We start from the raw sequence: 18366 nt of genomic DNA, 5'->3' as shown, positions 1-18366 counted from the left end.
TGGGTTTCATGAAACAGACCCTTGACCTCATCGATTTTATCGCTGATTCGCCCAGCTCCTACCACGCCGCCCACGTGGTCGCGCAGCGGCTCGAGGAGCACGGCTTCCGCCGCCAGGACGAAACCGCCGAGTGGGAGGCGGCCCCCGGCGGGCACTACCTCATCCGCGGCGGCGCCGTCATGGCCTGGTGGGTGCCGGAAGGGGCCACGGCCTTTCGCATCATCGGCTCCCACACCGACTCGCCGGGGTTCAAACTCAAGCCGCAGCCGGACTTTGTCAACCAGGGCTGGCAGCAGATCGCGACGGAAGTCTACGGCGGACCGATCCTGCGTTCCTGGTTCGACCGCGAACTGACCATCGCGGGCAGGGTCGTGCTCGCCGACGGCTCCGAACACCTGGTCAACACCGGCCCCGTGGCCCGTATCCCCAACCTGGCGATCCACCTCGACCGCGACCCCGCCGTCGAACGCCAGACGCACACCCAGATGATCACCGACGCCCCCGTCATGGAGATCCTCGCGGGCGCACTCGGCGTCGACGCCCAAGACATCTGCGCACACGACCTGATCACCGCCGACGCCCAGCGCGGCGCCGTGTTCGGCGACTTCCTCGCCGCCGGCCGACTCGACAACCTCACCAGCGTGCACTCCTCACTGGTGGCCTTCCTCAACGCCATCGACTCCGGCGACGCCACAGACGTCCTGGTGCTCGCCGCCTTCGACCACGAAGAAGTCGGCTCCCAGACCACCACCGGCGCCGGCGGCCCCATCCTCGAAGACGTCATCGTCCGCACCGCCCAGGCGCTCGGCCACGACCACCGCCGCATGATCGCTGGCTCCAGCTGCGTCTCCGCCGACGCCGCCCACGCCGTCCACCCCAACTACGCCGGCAAACACGATCCCACCCACCGGCCACTGCTCAACCACGGCCCCGTCACCAAGGTCAACGCCAACCAGCGCTACGCCTCCGACGCCACCACCATCGCCCTGTGGGAACAAGGCTCCGGCGTCCCCACCCAAAGCTTCGTCTCCCACAACGACGTCCCCTGCGGCTCCACCATCGGCCCCATCACCGCCACCCGCCTCGGCATCCCCACCGTCGACGTCGGCGTCCCCCTGCTGAGCATGCACTCCGCCCGCGAAATGGCCGGCGTCAAAGACCTGGCGTGGTTCACGCAAGCCCTTGAGGCATACTTGACCGGTTACTGATTAGGAGAAAGCACCCATGGCATATTCCGGACCCTTCCACGAAGGCGACAAAGTCCAGCTCACGGACCCCAAACGCCGACACTTCACCATCACTCTGACCCCCGGCGACAACTTCCACACCCACAAAGGCATCGTCGCCCACGACGACATCATCGGCGCCCACGAAGGCTCCGTCGTCACCTCCACCATGGGCACAGAATTCCTCTGCTTCCGCCACCTCATGGTCGACCACATGCTCTCCATGCCCCGCGGCGCCGCCGTCATCTACCCCAAAGACTCCGCCCAGATCCTCATCGAAGGCGACATCTTCAACGGCGCCCGCGTCTTAGAAGCCGGCGCCGGCTCCGGCGCACTGTCCATGGCACTGCTGCGCGCCGTCGGCGCCGACGGCCACGTCTTCTCCTACGAAATCCGGGAAGACCACCTGAACTACGCCATCGACAACGTCACCGACTACTTCGGCCAACAACCCCCACAATGGTCCCCCCGACTCGGAGACTTCGGCGAGATCACCACCGACGACCTCGACGGCCCCGTCGACCGAGTCATCCTCGACATGGTCGAACCCTGGCACTTCCTCGACACCGTCCGCGACATCCTCATCCCCGGCGGCGTCTTCATGACCTACGTGGCCACCGTCCCACAACTGATGAACACCATGGAAGGCATCCGCGAACTCGGCTGCTTCACCGAACCCCGCGCCTGGGAATCACTCGTGCGCGAATGGAAAGTCGAAGGACTCGCCACCCGACCCGAACACCGCATGAACGCCCACACCGCATTCCTGGTCTGGACGCGCCGCCTCGCAGACGGAGTCACACCACCTCGCCCGCAACGCCGCGCCCGGCGCTAGGCTGAACACATGAACACCTCCGACGACACCAACCAGACCCTCACCGCCCGCAATCACAAGCTCGCCGCACTCCTCAAAGAATCACGCGACAAGCTCAGCGAAATGCGCGAACAACTCGAGGAACTGGCCGAACCGCCGTCCACCTACGGAGTGTTCCTCAACTACAATGAACGCACCGCAGAAATCGTCGCCCACGGACGCCGCATGCGCGTGCACGTCACCCCCAACCTCAGCGCCGGCGCACTCAAACCCGGCGCACTGGTCCGCCTCGGCGAAGGCAACACCATCGTCGACGACGCCGGCTACCCCGACACCGGCTCCCTGGTCACCATCATGGAAAAAGTCGGCCACGACCGCGCCATCGTGACCACCCACTCCGGCGAAGAACACGTCGTGTACTTGGCTGACCCGATCCGGGACTCAGCCCGCGCCGGCGACACGCTGCTGGCGGACCCGCGCGCCGGGTACGCGTTCGAGGTCATCGAGAAGACCGAGGTCTCGCAGCTCTCGCTCGATGAGATTCCGGACGTCACGTGGGAGGACATCGGCGGTCTGGACGATCAGATCGAGGAGATCCGTGACGCAATCGAGCTGCCGTTCAATCACCCGGAGCTCTACCGCACCTACGACCTCAACCCGCCGAAGGGCATCTTGCTCTACGGCCCGCCCGGGGTGGGCAAGACGCTGATCGCGAAGGCCATCGCCAATCAGCTGGGCGGGGGCACCTCCTACTTCCTCAACGTCAAGGGCCCGGAGCTGCTGAACAAGTACGTCGGCGAGACCGAGCGCCGCATCCGTCTGATCTTCGAGCGGGCGCGCGAAATGTCGAACGACGGCCACCCGGTGGTCGTGTTCTTCGACGAGATGGAGTCGATCTTCCGCACCCGCGGTTCCGGCGTCTCCTCCGACATGGAGACCACGGTCGTTCCGCAGCTGTTGACGGAGCTCGACGGCGTGGAGTCGCTGTCGAACGTCATCGTCATCGGCGCGACCAACCGCGAGGAACTCATCGACCCGGCGATTCTGCGCCCCGGCCGACTGGACCTGAAGGTGCGGGTGGCGCGCCCGGACCGGGAGGGCGCCCGGCAGATCTTCAGCCGTTACCTCACCGAGGAGATGCCGCGCCATGATTCCGTGGACAAGCTCATCGCAGCGGGCGTCGACGCGATCTACACGGACCGTCCTTTCGTGGAGCTGAAGATGGACGACGCGGACGTCGTCATGCACTACCGGGACTTCGTTTCCGGCGCGATGATCGCCAACGTGGTGGATCGGGCGAAGAAGGAAGCGATCAAGGATCACATCGCCGGGCGCACCACGGGGGTGAGCGTGGGGCACGTCATCACGGCCGTGGAGACGGAGCTGAAGGAGAGCGGCGATCTGCCGAACACGGCGGATCCCGACGCCTGGGCGCGGATCGCCGGCATCCAGGGTTCGCGCATCACGGAGATCAAGGTGGTCGGCTAATGCGGTACATGGGAATGGAAACCGAATACGGCATCATGTGCGAGGACACGACGATTTCACCGATCGTGACCTCCACGCACGCGGTGGTGGCGTACGCTGCCCTGCACACCGGGGCGCGGTCGCGCTGGGACTACGCGGCGGAAAAGCCGTTGTCGGATTCCCGCGGCTTCGACCTGCGCCGCTACCACACGACTCCGGTCGTCGACCCGGACGCGGTCGGGGTGGCCAACGTGGTGTTGCCCAACGGGGCGCGATATTACGTCGATCACGCGCACCCGGAGTACGCCAGCCCAGAGGTCCCGAACGCCTGGGACGCGATGATCTACGACGCGGCGGGGGATCTGGTGCTCAACCAGGCGACGCGCGACATCGCGAAACTCTGGGAGCGCAAGGAGTCCGTCTTAAACGGCCACGACCCGTGCCCGCCGATTCGCATCTACAAGAACAACGTCGACGGTAAAGGCGCCTCCTACGGCAGCCACGAAAACTACCAGTATCTGCGCTCGACGGATTTCGACGTGCTCACGCAGGCGCTCATCCCGTTTTTCGTCGCCCGGCAAGTGATCGTGGGGGCGGGTCGGGTCGGGATCGGTGAGGAAGGCGAGCGCGAGGGCTTTCAGATCTCGCAGCGGGCCGACTACTTCGTGCAGGAAGTCTCGCTGGAGACGACGCTCAACCGCGGCATCGTCAACACCCGTGACGAACCGCACGCCGACGCCCTGAAGTTTCGCCGCCTGCACACCATCATCGGTGACGCGAACATGTCCCAGACCTCGAACTTCCTCAAGCTGGGCATGACCAAGCTCGTCATCGACGCGATTGAGCGGGGCGTGGATTTCTCCGACCTGAAATTGCAGCGCCCGGTGCCGGAGCTGAAGTTCGTCTCCCGGGATCTGACGCTGACCCACGAAACCCGTCTGGTCGACGGCCGGAAACTCACCGCGCTGGGGCTGCTGCGCGAGTATCGGGAGCGGGTGCTGGCCACCGACGACGTCGACAGGCGCGTCATCGAGATGTGGGGGGAGGTCATGGACTTGCTCGCCGAGGACCCGTTGAAGACCTCGCATCTGCTGGACTGGACCGCGAAGTATGCCCTCATTAAGGGGTACGTGGACAAGGGGGTGGCGTGGTCGGACCCGAAACTGCGCGTCATCGATCTGCAGTACTCCGACATCGACTCGGCCCGTTCGCTGTATCACGCGTTGGTGCGCAAGGGCAGGATGACCACCTTGGTGGACGATGAAACCCTGGAGAACGCCCTGCACAACCCGCCCGCCGACTCGCGGGCGTGGTTCCGCGGCCGGGTGACCGAGAAGTTCGCCGACGACGTCGCCGCAGCCAGTTGGCAGTCCGTCGAGTTCGTCGACGGCCGCCGCATCGACATCAGCGACGTCGACGGGTGGACCCGCGAGGAGGTGGGGGAGGTCGTGGAGCGCGCTGAAACCGTCGAGGAACTCGTGGCGGGGGTAACATCGTAGCCATGACGAATCCGCAGTCTCAGATCAGTGGGGGCGGCGACCGCCCCGAAGACACCAACGATGACGCGCAGGGCCTCGGCCAGGCGCAGGTCAACACCGCCGGGACGGACGATCTTCTCGACGAGATCGACGGCCTGCTGGAGGAAAACGCCGAGGAGTTCGTCAGCTCCTACGTGCAAAAGGGCGGCCAGTGATCTTCCACCGCCGCATCATGGGGGTGGAGACCGAATACGGCATCTCCGGGGCGCTGAGCCCGGAGGACACGGCCCGGTACCTCTTCCGGCCGATCGTCGCCAAGTATTCTTCGACGAACGTCTTCGCCCCCAACAGCTCCCGCCTCTACCTCGACGTCGGCTCGCACCCGGAGATCGCCACCGCTGAGTGCGACGACCTGCGCCAGCTGTTGGCGCACGAGAAAGCCGGCGACGCCATGCTCAACGACTTGGCGGTCCAGGCTGAGGCGGCGCAGGCGGCGGAAGGCATCGAGGGACCGATCTACCTGTTCAAGAACAACGTGGACTCGGTGGGCAACTCCTACGGTTGCCACGAGAACTACCTCATCGGCCGCGACATGGTGCTCAAGACGCTGGGCAAGCAGCTGTTGCCGTTTTTGGTCACCCGCCAGTTGACCAGCGGCGCCGGCATGCTCAGCGCCACGGACGGCTTCCTCGTCTCGCAGCGCGCGGACCAGGTGTGGGAGGGCATCTCTTCGGCGACGACCCGTTCCCGCCCCGTCATCAACACCCGTGATGAGCCGCACGGGGATTCGAAGAAATACCGCCGCATGCACGTGATCGTCGGCGACTCCAACATGTCGGAGCCGACGTTCCTGCTCAAGGTCGGCTCCACCCTGCTGGTGCTGGAAATGCTCGAGGCCGGGCTGACGTTTCCCGACCTGGAGCTGCAGAACTCCATCCTGGATCTGCGCGCCATCGCCCGGGATCGCACCGGGCGCTTACCGCTGCAGTTGAAAAACGGCGGCACCATCACCGCCTTGGAGATCCAGGAGATCTTCTACGAGCACGCCCTGAAGTGGTTCACCGAGCGCCCCGACGAGGGGACTTCGCGTGCGGACCTGGAGCGGGTGCTGGATCTGTGGGGGCGCACGCTGACGGCGATCCGCACACAAGATTACGCGGCGGTGGACACCGAGATCGACTGGATGATCAAGCTGAAGCTGCTGCGCCGCTACGCGGACAAGCTCGGCGAGGACCACCCCAAGCTCGCCCAGGTCGACTTGACTTACCACGACATCCGCCCGGATCGGGGCGTGTTCCACCTGCTTACCCGCAAGGGGCTGGCGGCGACCGCCGACGTCGAGCCGGAGATGACCGCGCCGGCCACCACCCGTGCCACGCTGCGCGGCAAGTTCCTGGCGGCCGCAGAAGAGACCGGCACGCCCGTCACCGTGGACTGGACCCACCTGAAGATCAACGGGGCCGAGTCCGTCGAGCTGCTGGATCCGTTCAGCACCGTCGATGAGCGCGTGGACGAGTTGATCGCGGGGATGGCGCGGTAGAGGTGTCCACGTCGGTGCAGCGCCTGACCAACCTGGCTTTCGCCCTGCTCGGGGCAGGGCAGGTGCGCACCCCTGACTGGATCCGCCGCCACGTCGACGGGTATCCGCCGGGGCAGTCGCAGGAGGCGTTTCGGCGGATGCTGGGCCGGGACGTCCAGACGTTGCGGCGGGCGGGGGTGCCGGTGGTCCAGACCGACGGCTACGGCATCGTCCAGGACGACTACGAGCTGCCGGAGGTCACTTTCACCCCGGAAGAGGCGACGGTGCTGGGGCTGGCAGGGGAGATGGGCCAAGCCGGGGAGCTAGGCCTGTTCGGTCGTTCCGGGTGGACGAAGATCGCCGCCGCCGGGGCGGACCGGGATTTGTCGGAGGCGCCCGTCTACACCGCCGACACCGACCTCAACCGCATTCCCGCGGCGTCGCTGACCGCGGTGCTGACCTGTGTGCGCGCCCAGAAGCGGATGCGCTTCGACTACCAGGCGGTGCCCACCAAGGAGCGGGTCCGGCGCACGATGGATCCGTGGGGAGTGGTGGTGCTCAACAGCCGCGTCTACGTAGTCGGCTGGGACGTCGACCGGCAGAATCCGCGGAGTTTCCGGATGCTGCGCATCAGCGACGTCAAGGCCTCCCATGAGCCGCCCACGCACATGGAGGCGACGGCCCCGCTGCAGGACATCGTCGCCGCCGGGTTGAAGCAGGGGCGGGAATACGTCGACGCGGTGGTGCGGGTGCCGCACGGCATGGCGAAGGAACTCGTCGACGCCGGCGAGCGCGACCAGGACCTGGTGCGGTTGACGGAGGTGGATCAGGACTGGCTGGTGCGCACCGCCGCGGGCTATGCCCCGGAGGTCGAGGTCATTGAGCCCGCCGACGTGCGCGCCCTGATCGGCGACCTGCTCAAGGAGGCGCTGTGAACGACGATAGCCCGGAGAAGCTCTCTGATTTAGTGCGGGCGCTGAACCTCATCCCGTATTTTCAGGCGCATCCGGGGCGCACGCTGTTCGAGGCCTCCCGGGATCTGGGGCGGGAGCCGCAGGAGTTGATGGGGGATCTGGCCCGGTTGCACTGCACCGGGGTGGGCGCCAGCCCGGAGGAATTGATCGATCTGACCTACAGCTACACCAACGTCCATGTCCGGGAGGATCAGGGCGTCGGGCGGGTGTTGCGGCTGACCCCGACGGAGGCGGGCACCCTGCTGCTGACCCTGGAGGCGCTAGAGTCGACGCCGGGGCTGATCGACGCCTCCGCGGTGGAGTCGGCTGCGGCGAAGCTGCGCGGCATCATGGACGATAAGGCCGTGGCCGTGTACGACACGATCTCGGAGGTCGACCCGGAGGAGTCCGCGGTCCAGCAGACGGTCGCAGAAGCGTTGCAGCGGCGTCGCCGGCTCCGGCTGACGTATTTCTCCGCGTCGTCGAACGCCTCCACCACGCGCACCGTCGACCCGGCCCAGCTGGTCGTCCGCGACGGGGAGCCGTATTTGATCGCCTGGGAGGAAGGGCAAGGCCACCGCACCTTTCGACTGGACCGGATGACGGGGGTGGAGCTTCTCGACGACGCCGCCGAGCCGCACTCCGCCGAGCTGGACGGAAGGGAAGGCTTCGGGTTCACGCACACAGCCAAGCTGCTCCTGCGGACGGACGCGACGTGGCTGGCGGAGTACCACGACATCACTTTGGGACGAGATCGCGGCGACGGGTGGGTGGAGGCCGCCATGCCCTATGGCTCCCGGCAGTGGTTGATGCGTTTTGCGATCGCCCAGGGGGACCGGTTGACCGTCGTGCGACCAAGCTCACTGGCAGAAGACGTCTCTCGACGCGCAGAAGCTGGGCTGAAGCGCTATGATGAGCCGACAAGTTCGGGTAGGGTTACCCGGAATACTGAAGAAAGGTGAGTACCTCCGGATGAATATTGGGCCCGCGCAAATTCTCATCATCATTTTGGTGATTGTGCTGCTCTTTGGAGCTCGTAAATTGCCTGAACTCGCCCGTTCCGTGGGTCGTTCCATGCGCATCTTCAAGTCTGAGGTCAAGGAGATGAAGGACGAGGACGCAGGCTCCACGGCGGCCTCCGCCACCCAGCCCACCGACGAGGATTTCTGGAACTCCCCGGAAAACCAGCCCCGCCAGATTCCGCCGCAGCAGCCGAATCCGCAGCAGCCGCAGGCGCAGAACTACCAGCAGCCGAACCAGCAGAACCAGTAACGGTATCCCTGCCCCGCAGGGAAAGGTAGTTGTGAAATGAGTAATGCAATCAGCCGTGTGTGGAGCAAGCGTGCCCGGAAGAAGCCGAAGAACCGCACCGGCGACATGTCGCTGGTGGAGCACCTTCAGGAACTCCGCAAGCGTCTGATCATTGCGGTGGTGGCGTTTATCCTGGCCACCACCATCGGTTTCGTGTGGTACCAGTGGGCGCCTCCGGGAGTGATGACGCTCGGGGAAATCATCCGCGGTCCGTACTGCTCATTGCCGCCGGAGACCCGGGCGGATTTCACCCCGGGAGACGAGTGCCGGCTGCTGGCCACCAGCCCCATCGAGATGCTGATGCTGCGTCTGAAGGTCGCGGCGGTGGCCGGGCTGATCCTGTCGTCGCCGGTGTGGCTGTACCAGATTTGGGCGTTCGTCACCCCGGGGCTGTACAAGACGGAGCGCCGTTGGACGCTGTCGTTTGTCGGCGTCGCCGTCCTGCTGTTCGTCTCTGGCGCGTTGTTGGCGTATCTCATCGTCGACAGGGGGCTGGAGTTTCTGGTCACCATCGGCGGGGAGACGCAGGTGGCCGCGCTGACCGGTGAGTCTTACTTCAATTTCGTCCTGGCGTTGATCGTCATTTTCGGCGTCAGCTTTGAAGTGCCGTTGTTCATCGTCATGCTCAACATCGTCGACGTGCTGCGGTATCACGACCTCAAGGAAAAGCGCCGCATCATCATCTTGCTGGTGTTCGTGTTCTCCGCGCTGCTGACCCCCAGCGGCGACGCTTACTCGATGCTGGTGTTGGCGTTTGCGGTGGGGATCCTGGTGGAACTGGCCATCCAGTTCTGTCGGATCAACGACAAGCGTCGCGGCATCGTCGGGGGAGTCGCGTTGGCCGATCTCGACGATGAGGAGGCCTCCGAGCTGGAGTACACCCCGGAGCCGGTGGAGCCGGCGGCGTCGGTGAAGGATCCGGAGCCGACCCGGCGTCGAAACACCGCGGAAACGGATTACTTCGACGACGTGCTTTAGGGGTATGAGTACCCTGGGGGCATGACCCACCTCGACGAATTTATTTCCGGCCTCGACTTCGCCCTCGATGATTTTCAGATCGCAGGCTGCAAGGCAGTCGAGGCCGATCACGGGGTGTTGGTGTGCGCCCCGACCGGAGCGGGAAAAACCATCGTCGGTGAATTCGCCGTCTCGGTGGCCTTGTCCCGCGGCACCAAGTGTTTCTACACCACCCCGATCAAGGCGCTGAGCAACCAGAAGTACCACGACTTGGTCGCGGTCCACGGCGAGGAGGCCGTGGGACTGCTCACCGGGGATGTGTCGATCAACTCGAACGCAGAGGTGGTCGTCATGACCACCGAGGTGCTGCGCAACATGATCTACGCCGGGTCGCACACGTTGGACCGGTTGACGCACGTGGTGATGGATGAGATCCATTTCTTGGGCGACCGCGACCGCGGGGCGGTGTGGGAGGAGATCATTCTCAACCTCGATGAGTCGGTCAACGTCATCGGGCTGTCCGCGACGGTGTCCAACTCGGAGCAGTTCGGCGATTGGCTCAGTGCCGTACGCGGAGACACGGAGGTCATCGTCACCGACCACCGGCCGGTGCCGCTGGATCAGTGGATGATGGTCGGCCGGAAGATCTACCCGCTGTTTGAACCCGGGTCCGATGTGGTCAACGACGAGCTGGAGCGCCGGATCGAGCGGATCGAGTCCACGGACACCTCCGGCGAAGACTACCGCCAGGGGCGTGGTTTCCGGGCGCGCAGCGACAACGGCGGCGACAAGTACCGCCCGTTGGGTCGCCCGGAAGTCGTCCAGGTGCTGGAGGGGCGCAACATGCTGCCTGCGATCTTCTTCATCTTCTCCCGCGCCGGTTGTGACGGCGCGCTGGCGCAGTGCCACCGCTCCCGCAAGGTGCTGACCACGCAGGAAGAGGGCGAGGAGATCAAGCGCATCATCGACGAAGGCGTCGAGGGCATCCCGGAGGAGGATCTGGAGGTGCTGCGCTTTCGGCAGTGGCGCTCGGCGTTGTCGCGCGGTTTCGCCGCCCACCACGCGGGCATGTTGCCGGCGTTTCGCCACATCGTGGAGGAGCTGTTCGTCAAGGGGCTGGTCCGGGTGGTCTTTGCCACGGAGACGTTGGCGTTGGGCATCAACATGCCGGCGCGCAGCGTGGTGCTGGAGAAGTTGGTGAAGTTCAACGGCGAGGCCCATGTGGATCTGACGCCGGGGCAGTACACGCAGCTGACGGGCCGGGCGGGGCGCCGCGGCATCGACGTCATGGGCAACGCGGTGGTGCAGTGGGCGCCGGCGATGGACCCGCGTGCGGTGGCGGGGTTGGCGTCGACGCGGATGTATCCGCTGTTGTCGACGTTTGAGCCGGGCTACAACATGGCCGTCAACCTGTTGAACATGAACGGCTTCGAGGCGTCGTTGCGGTTGCTGGAGAAGTCTTTCGCCCAGTATCAGACCGACGGGTCGGTGGTCGACGACGTGCGTCAGATGGAACGGGTGGAGGATCGGATCGCGCAGCTGCGCTCGCAGCTGCCGCCGGAGGACGCCGAGGAGGTGATGGAGTATGCGCGCCTGCGCCGCGAGTTGAGCGACGAGGAGCGCGAGTCGCGCCGCCACAGCGTGGAACAGCGTTCGATGGAGACGTCGGCGGTGCTGTCCAAGTTGCAGGTCGGGGAGGTCATCGCGGTGGCCGGGCGCAAGAAGCCGATCCTGGCGGTGGTGGTGACCCCGGCGAATCAGACGCGGGACCCGCGTCCGTGGGTGACCACGGAGTCCGGCTGGTCGGGGCGGATCGACGCCTCCGGTTTCCAGAACCCGCCGATTGTGGTGGGCCGGATGCGGCTGCCACGCAATGTGACGCATCATCCGCGCAAGAACACGAAGTTCGTGGTGGATTCTTTCCGTCGGCAGCGCTTCGACCGGCCGAAGAAGATGAAGACCACCCCGCGGGCCCGGGATTCGAAGAAGGTGGTGGCGCTGCGTAGGCAGTTGCGTGATCATCCGGTGCACGCGTGGCCGGCCCGGGAGCGCGAAGAGATGGCGCGCATCGGGGAGAAGTTCACCCGCGCGGAGCGGGATTTGGCGCGGCTGCAGAAGAAGGTGACCCCCTCGGACACGCTGGGCAAGCATTTCGAGCGCATCATCAACCTGCTCACGGAGATGGACTACGTCGAGATCTCCTCCGGGGAGCCGGAGGTCACCGATGAAGGCGAGCGGTTGGCGAAGATCCACAACGTGTCGGATCTGTTGGTCGCCCAGTGCCTCAAGCGTGGCATCTGGGATGAGCTGGATCCGGCGGAGTTGGCCGGGGTGGCGTCGTTGTGCGCTTTTGAGGCGCGCAAAACCACCGGCGGGGAGCCGACGGCGCCGACGGATCCGATGGTGGATGCGATGAACGCGACCGAGCGCCTGTGGACGCAGCTGGCCGCGGACGAAAAACGCCACCGGCTGCCGGTCTCGAAGGAGCCGGAGGCGCAGTTCGCGTTGGCGATGCATCAATGGACGGCCGGTGCGCCGCTGGGATATTGCCTGGCGGCGGCCGCGGAGTCCGGGGCGGAATTGACCGCCGGTGACTTCGTGCGCTCGGTGCTGCAGGTCATCGATCTGCTGGAGCAGGTGGCCAAGACCGGTTACACCGACGAGATCCGCCGCAACGCCCGGCGCGCGGTGGATTCCGCCCGGCGCGGGGTCGTGGCGATCGGGACGTAGGCTCCCGCCGCCGGCGCCGTCGCCGTCCCTGGTCGATGCTCGCGTCGCCCAGGTCATTTCAAGGCCGTCTCAAGACGCGCAGTTGTGCCATAGCACTGAGGCCACGACGTACGCTGTTTCCTGTGGAGGGGGCGTCTTCGGCTTCTATGCCGGGGCGTCAGTGAAGTTTTGTCTCAGGTGACAGGGTCATGATGACCCTGCCCGGGGAGTGGACACCGGGGCGGGGTCATGATGATTCGGCTACGCCGACGTTGCTGGGGGTTAGGCGGCGGGGTTGTCGGGTGTTGCCTCGGATCCTGTGAGCACGGGCTGGCGAGGCGGGTCGGTCGGTCCTTGGTCGAGGCGGAACGGGGGGTAGTCATCACGTAGCAGCAGCGTGTATGACCAGACGCGGTAGACCCATCGGTTGAGGCCGACGATCAGGGCGAAGAGGCCGGGAAGGTATCGGCCGGTCAACAGCAGCGCTACCGCGGCGATGAGTACGAGCAGCCCGAGCAGGGACAGTCCCCAGCCGGTGTTGTCGCGGATCGAGCCGATTCCGATGGCGCCGCCACCGCCGCTGAGGATGCCGAGGATCAGTAGGTGCGGGAGGGCCAGCAGCCACCATTTCACCAGCACCAAGCCCCGGGAGAGGTGGTCAGGGTAGTTCACTTCCAGCGCCGCTGGGTAGTTGGCCCGGGCGAGGGTGAAAGGGGGATAGCGGTCGGTGCCCAAGGTCGCGTAGGCGTAGAAGCCTACCCGCCAGTTCCAGCGCAGCACCCCGACGCTGAAGGCGAACCAGGACCGGGGATAGCGGCCGGTGAACAAGATGCTTATCCCGGCGGCAATCGTGGTGACCACCAGCGAAAACCAGAGCAGGGCCAGGACTAAATAGTGCGGGAGGGCCAGCAGCCATTTGATCAGCCATAGCCCTCGGGAGAGCTTCTCGTCCAGCTGGCCGGTGAATGACAGCGGGGAGGCCGCGTGGCCGGTCACACCGCGAGGGCTTTCGCCCGGCACATCCCCGGAGGTGGGGGTGGGCCGTGGTGTTCCCTGGTCGATGTCACGGCCTAGGCCGGCGGCGCCGAACAGCAGCAGCGGGATACCCAGGAGCAGTCCGATCAGCCCGGCGATCAACAGGCCGGGGTTGACGGCGCCGAGGACGTCGGTGCGGGCCCCGGGCTGCAGGTCGACCCACACCGGGGAGGTGCCGTCGGCGTTCATCACCACCAGTGTCCATTGGCCTTCCTGCAGGTCAAAGGTGATCTCCTGGGTGTCGGTGCCCGTGGTGGAGGCCACCCAAAAGTCTTGGTCGGTCGGGGCGGCCGGGTTCCGGGTGCCCGGGGTTTCCTGCAGTTGCCCCTCGGCATCGGATGCCCAGGACCATTGGCCCGATAATTGGTCTTCCTCGGTCCAGGTCACGCCTCCAATAGCGGCGTGAGGGACGTCGTTCAGGTAATCAGCGACCTCAGAAGCGTCTCCTACGCCGACGAAGATGGGCTGGTCAGGAACCACGGGGTTCACCCGGACTTGGATGCTGGCCAGCTCTTCCAGCGGGGGCAGGCCGGTCATCCCGGATTCTCCCGGATCCAGTACCAGGGAGGGGGTGGTGATGGCGTGGCCGGTGCTTTGGTAACGCTGCGAGTCCAGGGTGAGGTATTGCCCGTTTTGTTGGGCGGATTGGGCGCCCATGAGCACTGCTCCGCCGATAGTCAGGCTCAGTCCCAAGGCGGTGAGCAGAAATCCCGCCACCAACAGGACCCAGTTCAGCGGTCTCATCCGGGCGGGTTGTCGAGGGGAGGGGGAGGAAACGGTGGGAGAGGTCGGATAGGCATCCATGATGCTTCCTTAAGGGGTGGAGACAGTGAGTGGCATCCATGACTGGTGCAGATGAGGTCGGCTTGTCAGAATCACTTCATCCGTGTTGTCCATACTACTAGCCTCCTAATGGATTTATCAGCATTTTTTAAGATAAGTTCCTGGTGAGAGTGGCCCCACCGGGCGAGGAGGCTTGTTGCGCCTGGACCGGACGATAAAGGCGCTCTCCAAGGCGTCGACGAGTGCGGGGAAGGGATCCTCGGCGCGCCCTCGCCCCACCGGGGCTTTTGGTAGGGGCGTTACGTGTTTTCTGCCCTGCCTGGCAGGAAGACATGCACGCAGTCACCCTCATCCTGCAGGAGCGCCTCCCGTCGCTGACGCAGCGCTAGGACGGCTTCGAGGTAGTCCCCGGCGGATCCGGCGAAATTCAGGGCCAGGAGAATATAGACCGTCAGACGCAGATCCACGGGAACCAAAAGCAGGGCGGTAACCAGCACCGCTCCCCAGATGAGGCAGGGCGCCAAGGCCACGATGACGGTGCTGCCGCGGGTGAGGTAGAGAGGACTGCTGGTGGCCAGAAAGGGAAACCGCACCGCGTAGGACGGTTGGGTGCCGGTCAGCAGTCGCAGTGTGACGCCATGGGTGGCTTCATGGGCCGCCATGTACACCAGCAATAAGAGCAGGGTGGCCAGGGTCGTGACCACGGGATTCCACCCGGAGGTCAAAGGTAAGTCAAATATCAGGGCGACTGTTACAGCGATAAGAATCACGGCCAGGAATATTCCCTGGAGCGTAACGGAGAACTTTCGGTCCTTCTTGAAGTCCACCGTGAGGTACCGGTGATAGTTCGTAGGCAGTTCGAGGGTGCCTCGGTGTTGCTGCGTGTTCATGGTCGGCTCTTCTCGCCTTGCCGACACTGCGGAAGTTGAGGAGGGGAAACTGCGGTGGCCGCCCCCGAAGAGTGCCCGGGGCGCCGCCTGCCTTCAGTATGCGCCACTCTGCCGATCGATGAAAGGGAAAACGTCTCAGCGGGGCCTGATTGGGTGGCTTCCTACACCGAGAAAAACTGCGACCGGGGCCAGCGGAAAGTCTCAGAGACACACTCTTGGTAGGGCCATGTTCCATCTCGTCTTTCCTGCGTCGCCCAGCCCTGGCGGGGCGGCGGCGAGCACCAAACATCGCGCGAAACCCTGCCGCTTGTTTCGTGGGCGCGGATAGCGGATAATGGAACCGTGCACAGGCGCCAGACGTCGCTGACGAAGACGACGGCCTCACGCGGCGTCTCTTCCGGGACGCTCGTTCTGGTGGTGGCCGTGGATCTCCTCGTGGTCGCTCTCATCACCTGGCTATTTCGTACGGAAGTATTCACCCCTGTCGTGGACGCCACCGCTGGATTGGTCAACCGGACCCTGCTGGGCAACGCCCTGCCGCTCGCCTTGGTCGTCGGTCTCCTCATCGTTCGTCTCGGCGATCTGCGGGCCCGGGATATCGGGCTCGTCTGGTCCCGGATCCCCCTCGGCATCACGGTCACGGCGAGCATCTGGCTCCTGGTGCAGGGGATCCAGGCGGTGAGCGCCCAACTGCTCAACGGCACTGTTGAACCGGCGGCAAAGTGGTCGGAGTGGGGGATTACCCCGGTCCTCGGGGCGCTGATTGGTCAGCTGCTGGGCAACGCCTTATACGAGGAGTTAGTCTACCGCGGATTCCTGTTTGCGCAGATCCTGCTTCAGCTGCGGCGCCGGTGGCCGACCTCCGCCTACCGTCCGTTGGTGGCGGCTTCGCTGACCTCGCAGGCCCTGTTCGCCGCCCGGCATATTCCGAGTGCGCTCGCCGAAGGCATGCCGGCCATCGACATGGCGCTGGATCTGCTCCGGCTGATCGTCCTGGGCATCCTGTTGGCCTTGTTGTATGTGCGCACCGCCAATTTGTTCATCGTCATCGGCGTCCACACGCTCATGAATGCCCCGACGGCGCTGTTCAGTTCGGTGATCATCGACGCGTCGGTGCTTGTCATACTGCTGGCGATCCTGCTGCTGTGCTTGTGGCCAGGCCGAAAGAAGCGGGTAAATCCGAACGGCCCTGCCGAGCACGTCACCCCCGGTCCGCGCCGGGAAGCGCCGCCCAGGAAATCGTGATCATGATGACCTCGACGGCATGGTGTCGTCACTATCCCCGCGGAGCAACGCGGAGGTGATCACCGGCGAGACCAACGACAAGATCTCCTCCCTCCTCAACGGGCACCCCATCTCTTCCAGGGCGATGGGTTTGTTGAAGCAGACTCCTCTTTGCTCGAGCTAGCATGCGGACCCCGGCTCTAGGTCTGCCCCGACACGACGCCTAGGCCAGCCCTACGCTGAGGACTGGCCGTCTCGTGTGCGTGCCCGCCGAATGTGTCGTAGCGCAGGCTTCAACGGCGGGCGTCGAGTTCGGCGACGGCCGCGGCAAGGGAGTCTCGGTGCGGGGCGGTCTGGGCGACGGTGGCTACGCCGGTGTGGTGGCCGGCAACGGTCAGGATCATGGATTGCACCGCGGCGATACGGCCGTGGACAAGCACCGGCCCGCCGGAGTCGCCGTTGACCGCCGGTGGGCTGTTATACAGGAAGACTGGGGCACGCACGACGGTGCAGTCACGGGAGACGGCCAGGGGAAAAGACCACAGGGCGCGGCCGCGGCGGGTGCGTGCCCGGTAGCGGCTGCCACCGAAAGCCTGGGTGGTGGTGCGGGCGAGCAGGGGAATTCTGGCCCGAGCCAGGCCCGGCAACGTCCGCGGCGTGCAAGGACGGGTGAGACGAACGACCGCGAGGTCCGTTCCCTTGACCACCGCGAGGTCGGCGATGCGGGCGTGGAAGTGGGCGCCGCCGATTTTTCCTTCTGGCGAATCGCGGAAGAAGTGCGCGCACGTCAACACCAAATCAGTGACGCCGTGGTCGCGGGGCGCGAGGTCCGCGGCGATCAGGACACCTGAACAGTAGGAGCGGCCGCGGGAGATACGCACTGTAAACGGGCTCACGGGCAAACCGTAGCATGGGGGCATGACACAATATTTCGACGCAGACATCTATACCCGCCGGATCGATCGGGCCCGCACCTCCGTCACGGAGCAGGGCCTGGGCGCCTTGGTGGTGGGCACCGGACCGGAGCTGGCGTATCTCACGGGCAGCTGGATGAGTTCACATGAGCGCTTGACGGCGCTGGTGGTGACCGGGGAGGCGGCGGTACTGATCGCGCCGGCGACGGATATCGCGGAGGTCGCGCACCTGGATCTGGAGGTCCTCGGCTGGGCCGACGGCCAGGACGCGCACGCGCTGGTCGCGGAGCGGGTGGGCGACGGCCCGGTCGGGTTGGGCTCGTCGTTGACGGCGGATCATGTGCTGGCGCTGCAGGCGGCGTTGCCTGCGCGCGAGTGGCGCCTACCGACGCATCTGGCCGTACTCAAGGAGGACGCGGAGCTCAAGCAGCTGGCGCGCGCCGGGGCGGCGATCGACGCGGTGCATGCGCAGGTGCCGTCGCTATTGGGTGCGGGCCGGACGGAGGCCGAGGTCGCCGCGGAGTTGAAGCACCTGATCTTGGCGGAGCACGAGGCGGTGGATTTCATCATCGTCGGCTCCGGGCCCAACGGGGCGAACCCGCACCACTCCTTCTCTGATCGGGTGCTGCAGGCCGGCGACCCGGTGGTCGTCGATGTCGGCGGCACCCTGGACTCGGGGTATCACTCGGACTGCACGCGCACGTACGTGGTGCCGGGCGGTGAGCCGCCGGCGGAGTTCACCAGCGCCTATGGGGTGCTGCAGCGGGCGTTTTCCGCGGCAGTGAATGCGGTCCGTCCCGGCGCGACGGCGCAGAGCGTGGATGCGGCCGCCCGCGAGGTCATCGAAGAGGGCGGGTTCGGCGAGTTTTTCACGCACCGCACCGGGCACGGCATCGGCTTGTCGACCCATGAGGAGCCGTTCATCATCCAAGGCAATGAGCTGGTGCTCAAGGAAGGGATGTGTTTCTCGGTGGAGCCGGGCATTTACGTTCCCGGCCAGTGGGGGATGCGCATCGAGGACATCTGTGCGGTGGGCGGGAAAAAGGCCCAACAGTTGAACCTTCAACCAATTGCGCTAAGCTAGGC

At 65.5% G+C, this 18366-nt stretch carries 16 protein-coding genes; 13 read left to right on the top strand and 3 right to left on the bottom strand.

The window, feature by feature from the left end:
- The first annotated feature begins 8 nt into the window (after nucleotides 1-8).
- From B841_RS06910 to B841_RS06860, 11 genes are read left to right on the top strand one after another with little or no spacing between them, the layout of a single operon-like run.
- Nucleotides 9-1208: a M18 family aminopeptidase gene (locus B841_RS06910; RefSeq protein WP_020934772.1), complete on the top strand. Its 1200-nt coding sequence runs from the start codon at nucleotides 9-11 to the stop codon at nucleotides 1206-1208.
- A gap of 16 nt (nucleotides 1209-1224) precedes the next feature.
- Nucleotides 1225-2061 carry a tRNA (adenine-N1)-methyltransferase gene (locus B841_RS06905; RefSeq protein WP_020934771.1) on the top strand — a complete coding sequence of 279 codons (837 nt, stop codon included), beginning with the start codon at nucleotides 1225-1227 and terminating at the stop codon, nucleotides 2059-2061.
- Between the two features lie 9 nt (nucleotides 2062-2070).
- A complete protein-coding gene (gene arc, locus B841_RS06900; protein ID WP_020934770.1) occupies nucleotides 2071-3528 on the top strand; it encodes a proteasome ATPase in 1458 nt (485 codons plus the stop codon).
- Between the two features lie 8 nt (nucleotides 3529-3536).
- On the top strand, nucleotides 3537-5006 hold the full coding sequence (gene dop / locus B841_RS06895) for a depupylase/deamidase Dop (protein WP_052337815.1): 1470 nt from the start codon (nucleotides 3537-3539) through the stop codon (nucleotides 5004-5006).
- 2 nt (nucleotides 5007-5008) lie between these two features.
- Nucleotides 5009-5200 (top strand): ubiquitin-like protein Pup, encoded by a 192-nt coding sequence (locus tag B841_RS06890; protein WP_020934768.1) that lies wholly within the window; start codon nucleotides 5009-5011, stop codon nucleotides 5198-5200.
- 17 nt (nucleotides 5201-5217) lie between these two features.
- A complete protein-coding gene (gene pafA / locus B841_RS06885; protein ID WP_084482088.1) occupies nucleotides 5218-6525 on the top strand; it encodes a Pup--protein ligase in 1308 nt (435 codons plus the stop codon).
- A gap of 14 nt (nucleotides 6526-6539) precedes the next feature.
- On the top strand, nucleotides 6540-7439 hold the full coding sequence (locus B841_RS06880) for a helix-turn-helix transcriptional regulator (RefSeq protein ID WP_020934766.1): 900 nt from the start codon (nucleotides 6540-6542) through the stop codon (nucleotides 7437-7439).
- Nucleotides 7436-8419, top strand: a complete 984-nt coding sequence (locus B841_RS06875) for a helix-turn-helix transcriptional regulator (RefSeq protein ID WP_020934765.1) — start codon at nucleotides 7436-7438, stop codon at nucleotides 8417-8419. Before B841_RS06880 ends, B841_RS06875 begins: the two co-directional genes overlap by 4 nt.
- A gap of 10 nt (nucleotides 8420-8429) precedes the next feature.
- Nucleotides 8430-8729, top strand: coding sequence for a Sec-independent protein translocase subunit TatA (gene tatA, locus B841_RS06870; RefSeq protein WP_020934764.1), 300 nt, complete (start codon nucleotides 8430-8432; stop codon nucleotides 8727-8729).
- A gap of 36 nt (nucleotides 8730-8765) precedes the next feature.
- Nucleotides 8766-9746: a twin-arginine translocase subunit TatC gene (gene tatC / locus B841_RS06865; RefSeq protein ID WP_245561030.1), complete on the top strand. Its 981-nt coding sequence runs from the start codon at nucleotides 8766-8768 to the stop codon at nucleotides 9744-9746.
- Between the two features lie 21 nt (nucleotides 9747-9767).
- On the top strand, nucleotides 9768-12455 hold the full coding sequence (locus B841_RS06860) for a DEAD/DEAH box helicase (protein ID WP_020934762.1): 2688 nt from the start codon (nucleotides 9768-9770) through the stop codon (nucleotides 12453-12455).
- A gap of 261 nt (nucleotides 12456-12716) precedes the next feature.
- On the opposite strand, the gene B841_RS06855 is transcribed toward B841_RS06860, so the two are convergent.
- Together B841_RS06855 and B841_RS06850 are read right to left on the bottom strand one after the other, a co-directional pair.
- Complete coding sequence (locus tag B841_RS06855) at nucleotides 12717-14213, bottom strand: DUF4389 domain-containing protein (RefSeq protein ID WP_020934761.1); 1497 nt, start codon at nucleotides 14211-14213, stop codon at nucleotides 12717-12719.
- Between the two features lie 338 nt (nucleotides 14214-14551).
- Nucleotides 14552-15142 (bottom strand): DUF3267 domain-containing protein, encoded by a 591-nt coding sequence (locus B841_RS06850; protein WP_020934760.1) that lies wholly within the window; start codon nucleotides 15140-15142, stop codon nucleotides 14552-14554.
- Nucleotides 15143-15484: 342 nt separating this feature from the next.
- On the opposite strand from B841_RS06850, the gene B841_RS06845 reads away from it, so the two are divergent.
- A complete protein-coding gene (locus B841_RS06845; RefSeq protein ID WP_020934759.1) occupies nucleotides 15485-16387 on the top strand; it encodes a CPBP family intramembrane glutamic endopeptidase in 903 nt (300 codons plus the stop codon).
- Nucleotides 16388-16659: 272 nt separating this feature from the next.
- On the opposite strand, the gene B841_RS06840 is transcribed toward B841_RS06845, so the two are convergent.
- Entirely contained in the window at nucleotides 16660-17262 is a 603-nt protein-coding gene (locus B841_RS06840; RefSeq protein WP_169466580.1) for a trypsin-like peptidase domain-containing protein, read from the bottom strand.
- A gap of 22 nt (nucleotides 17263-17284) precedes the next feature.
- Here B841_RS06840 and B841_RS06835 point away from each other — a divergent pair, with 22 nt between their 5' ends.
- Nucleotides 17285-18364 carry a M24 family metallopeptidase gene (locus tag B841_RS06835; protein ID WP_020934757.1) on the top strand — a complete coding sequence of 360 codons (1080 nt, stop codon included), beginning with the start codon at nucleotides 17285-17287 and terminating at the stop codon, nucleotides 18362-18364.
- Nucleotides 18365-18366 lie beyond the last annotated feature (2 nt).

Origin of the sequence: Corynebacterium maris DSM 45190 (assembly GCF_000442645.1) — a bacterium.
Taxonomy (GTDB): Bacteria; Actinomycetota; Actinomycetes; order Mycobacteriales; family Mycobacteriaceae; genus Corynebacterium; species Corynebacterium maris.
Note: the sequence above shows the minus strand (reverse complement) of the source record. Positions and strands in the feature narration are given on the sequence as shown.

What these genes read in the sequence shown, in the direction of transcription:
- B841_RS06910 (WP_020934772.1), top strand. Translation starts at nt 9, where the DNA reads ATGAAACAGACCCTTGACCTCATCGATTTTATCGCTGATTCGCCCAGC.
- B841_RS06905 (WP_020934771.1), top strand. Translation starts at nt 1,225, where the DNA reads ATGGCATATTCCGGACCCTTCCACGAAGGCGACAAAGTCCAGCTCACG.
- arc (WP_020934770.1), top strand. Translation starts at nt 2,071, where the DNA reads ATGAACACCTCCGACGACACCAACCAGACCCTCACCGCCCGCAATCAC.
- dop (WP_052337815.1), top strand. Translation starts at nt 3,537, where the DNA reads ATGGGAATGGAAACCGAATACGGCATCATGTGCGAGGACACGACGATT.
- B841_RS06890 (WP_020934768.1), top strand. Translation starts at nt 5,009, where the DNA reads ATGACGAATCCGCAGTCTCAGATCAGTGGGGGCGGCGACCGCCCCGAA.
- pafA (WP_084482088.1), top strand. Translation starts at nt 5,218, where the DNA reads ATGGGGGTGGAGACCGAATACGGCATCTCCGGGGCGCTGAGCCCGGAG.
- tatA (WP_020934764.1), top strand. Translation starts at nt 8,430, where the DNA reads ATGAATATTGGGCCCGCGCAAATTCTCATCATCATTTTGGTGATTGTG.
- tatC (WP_245561030.1), top strand. Translation starts at nt 8,766, where the DNA reads ATGAGTAATGCAATCAGCCGTGTGTGGAGCAAGCGTGCCCGGAAGAAG.
- B841_RS06860 (WP_020934762.1), top strand. Translation starts at nt 9,768, where the DNA reads ATGACCCACCTCGACGAATTTATTTCCGGCCTCGACTTCGCCCTCGAT.
- B841_RS06855 (WP_020934761.1), bottom strand. Translation starts at nt 14,213, where the DNA reads ATGAGACCGCTGAACTGGGTCCTGTTGGTGGCGGGATTTCTGCTCACC.
- B841_RS06850 (WP_020934760.1), bottom strand. Translation starts at nt 15,142, where the DNA reads ATGAACACGCAGCAACACCGAGGCACCCTCGAACTGCCTACGAACTAT.
- B841_RS06835 (WP_020934757.1), top strand. Translation starts at nt 17,285, where the DNA reads ATGACACAATATTTCGACGCAGACATCTATACCCGCCGGATCGATCGG.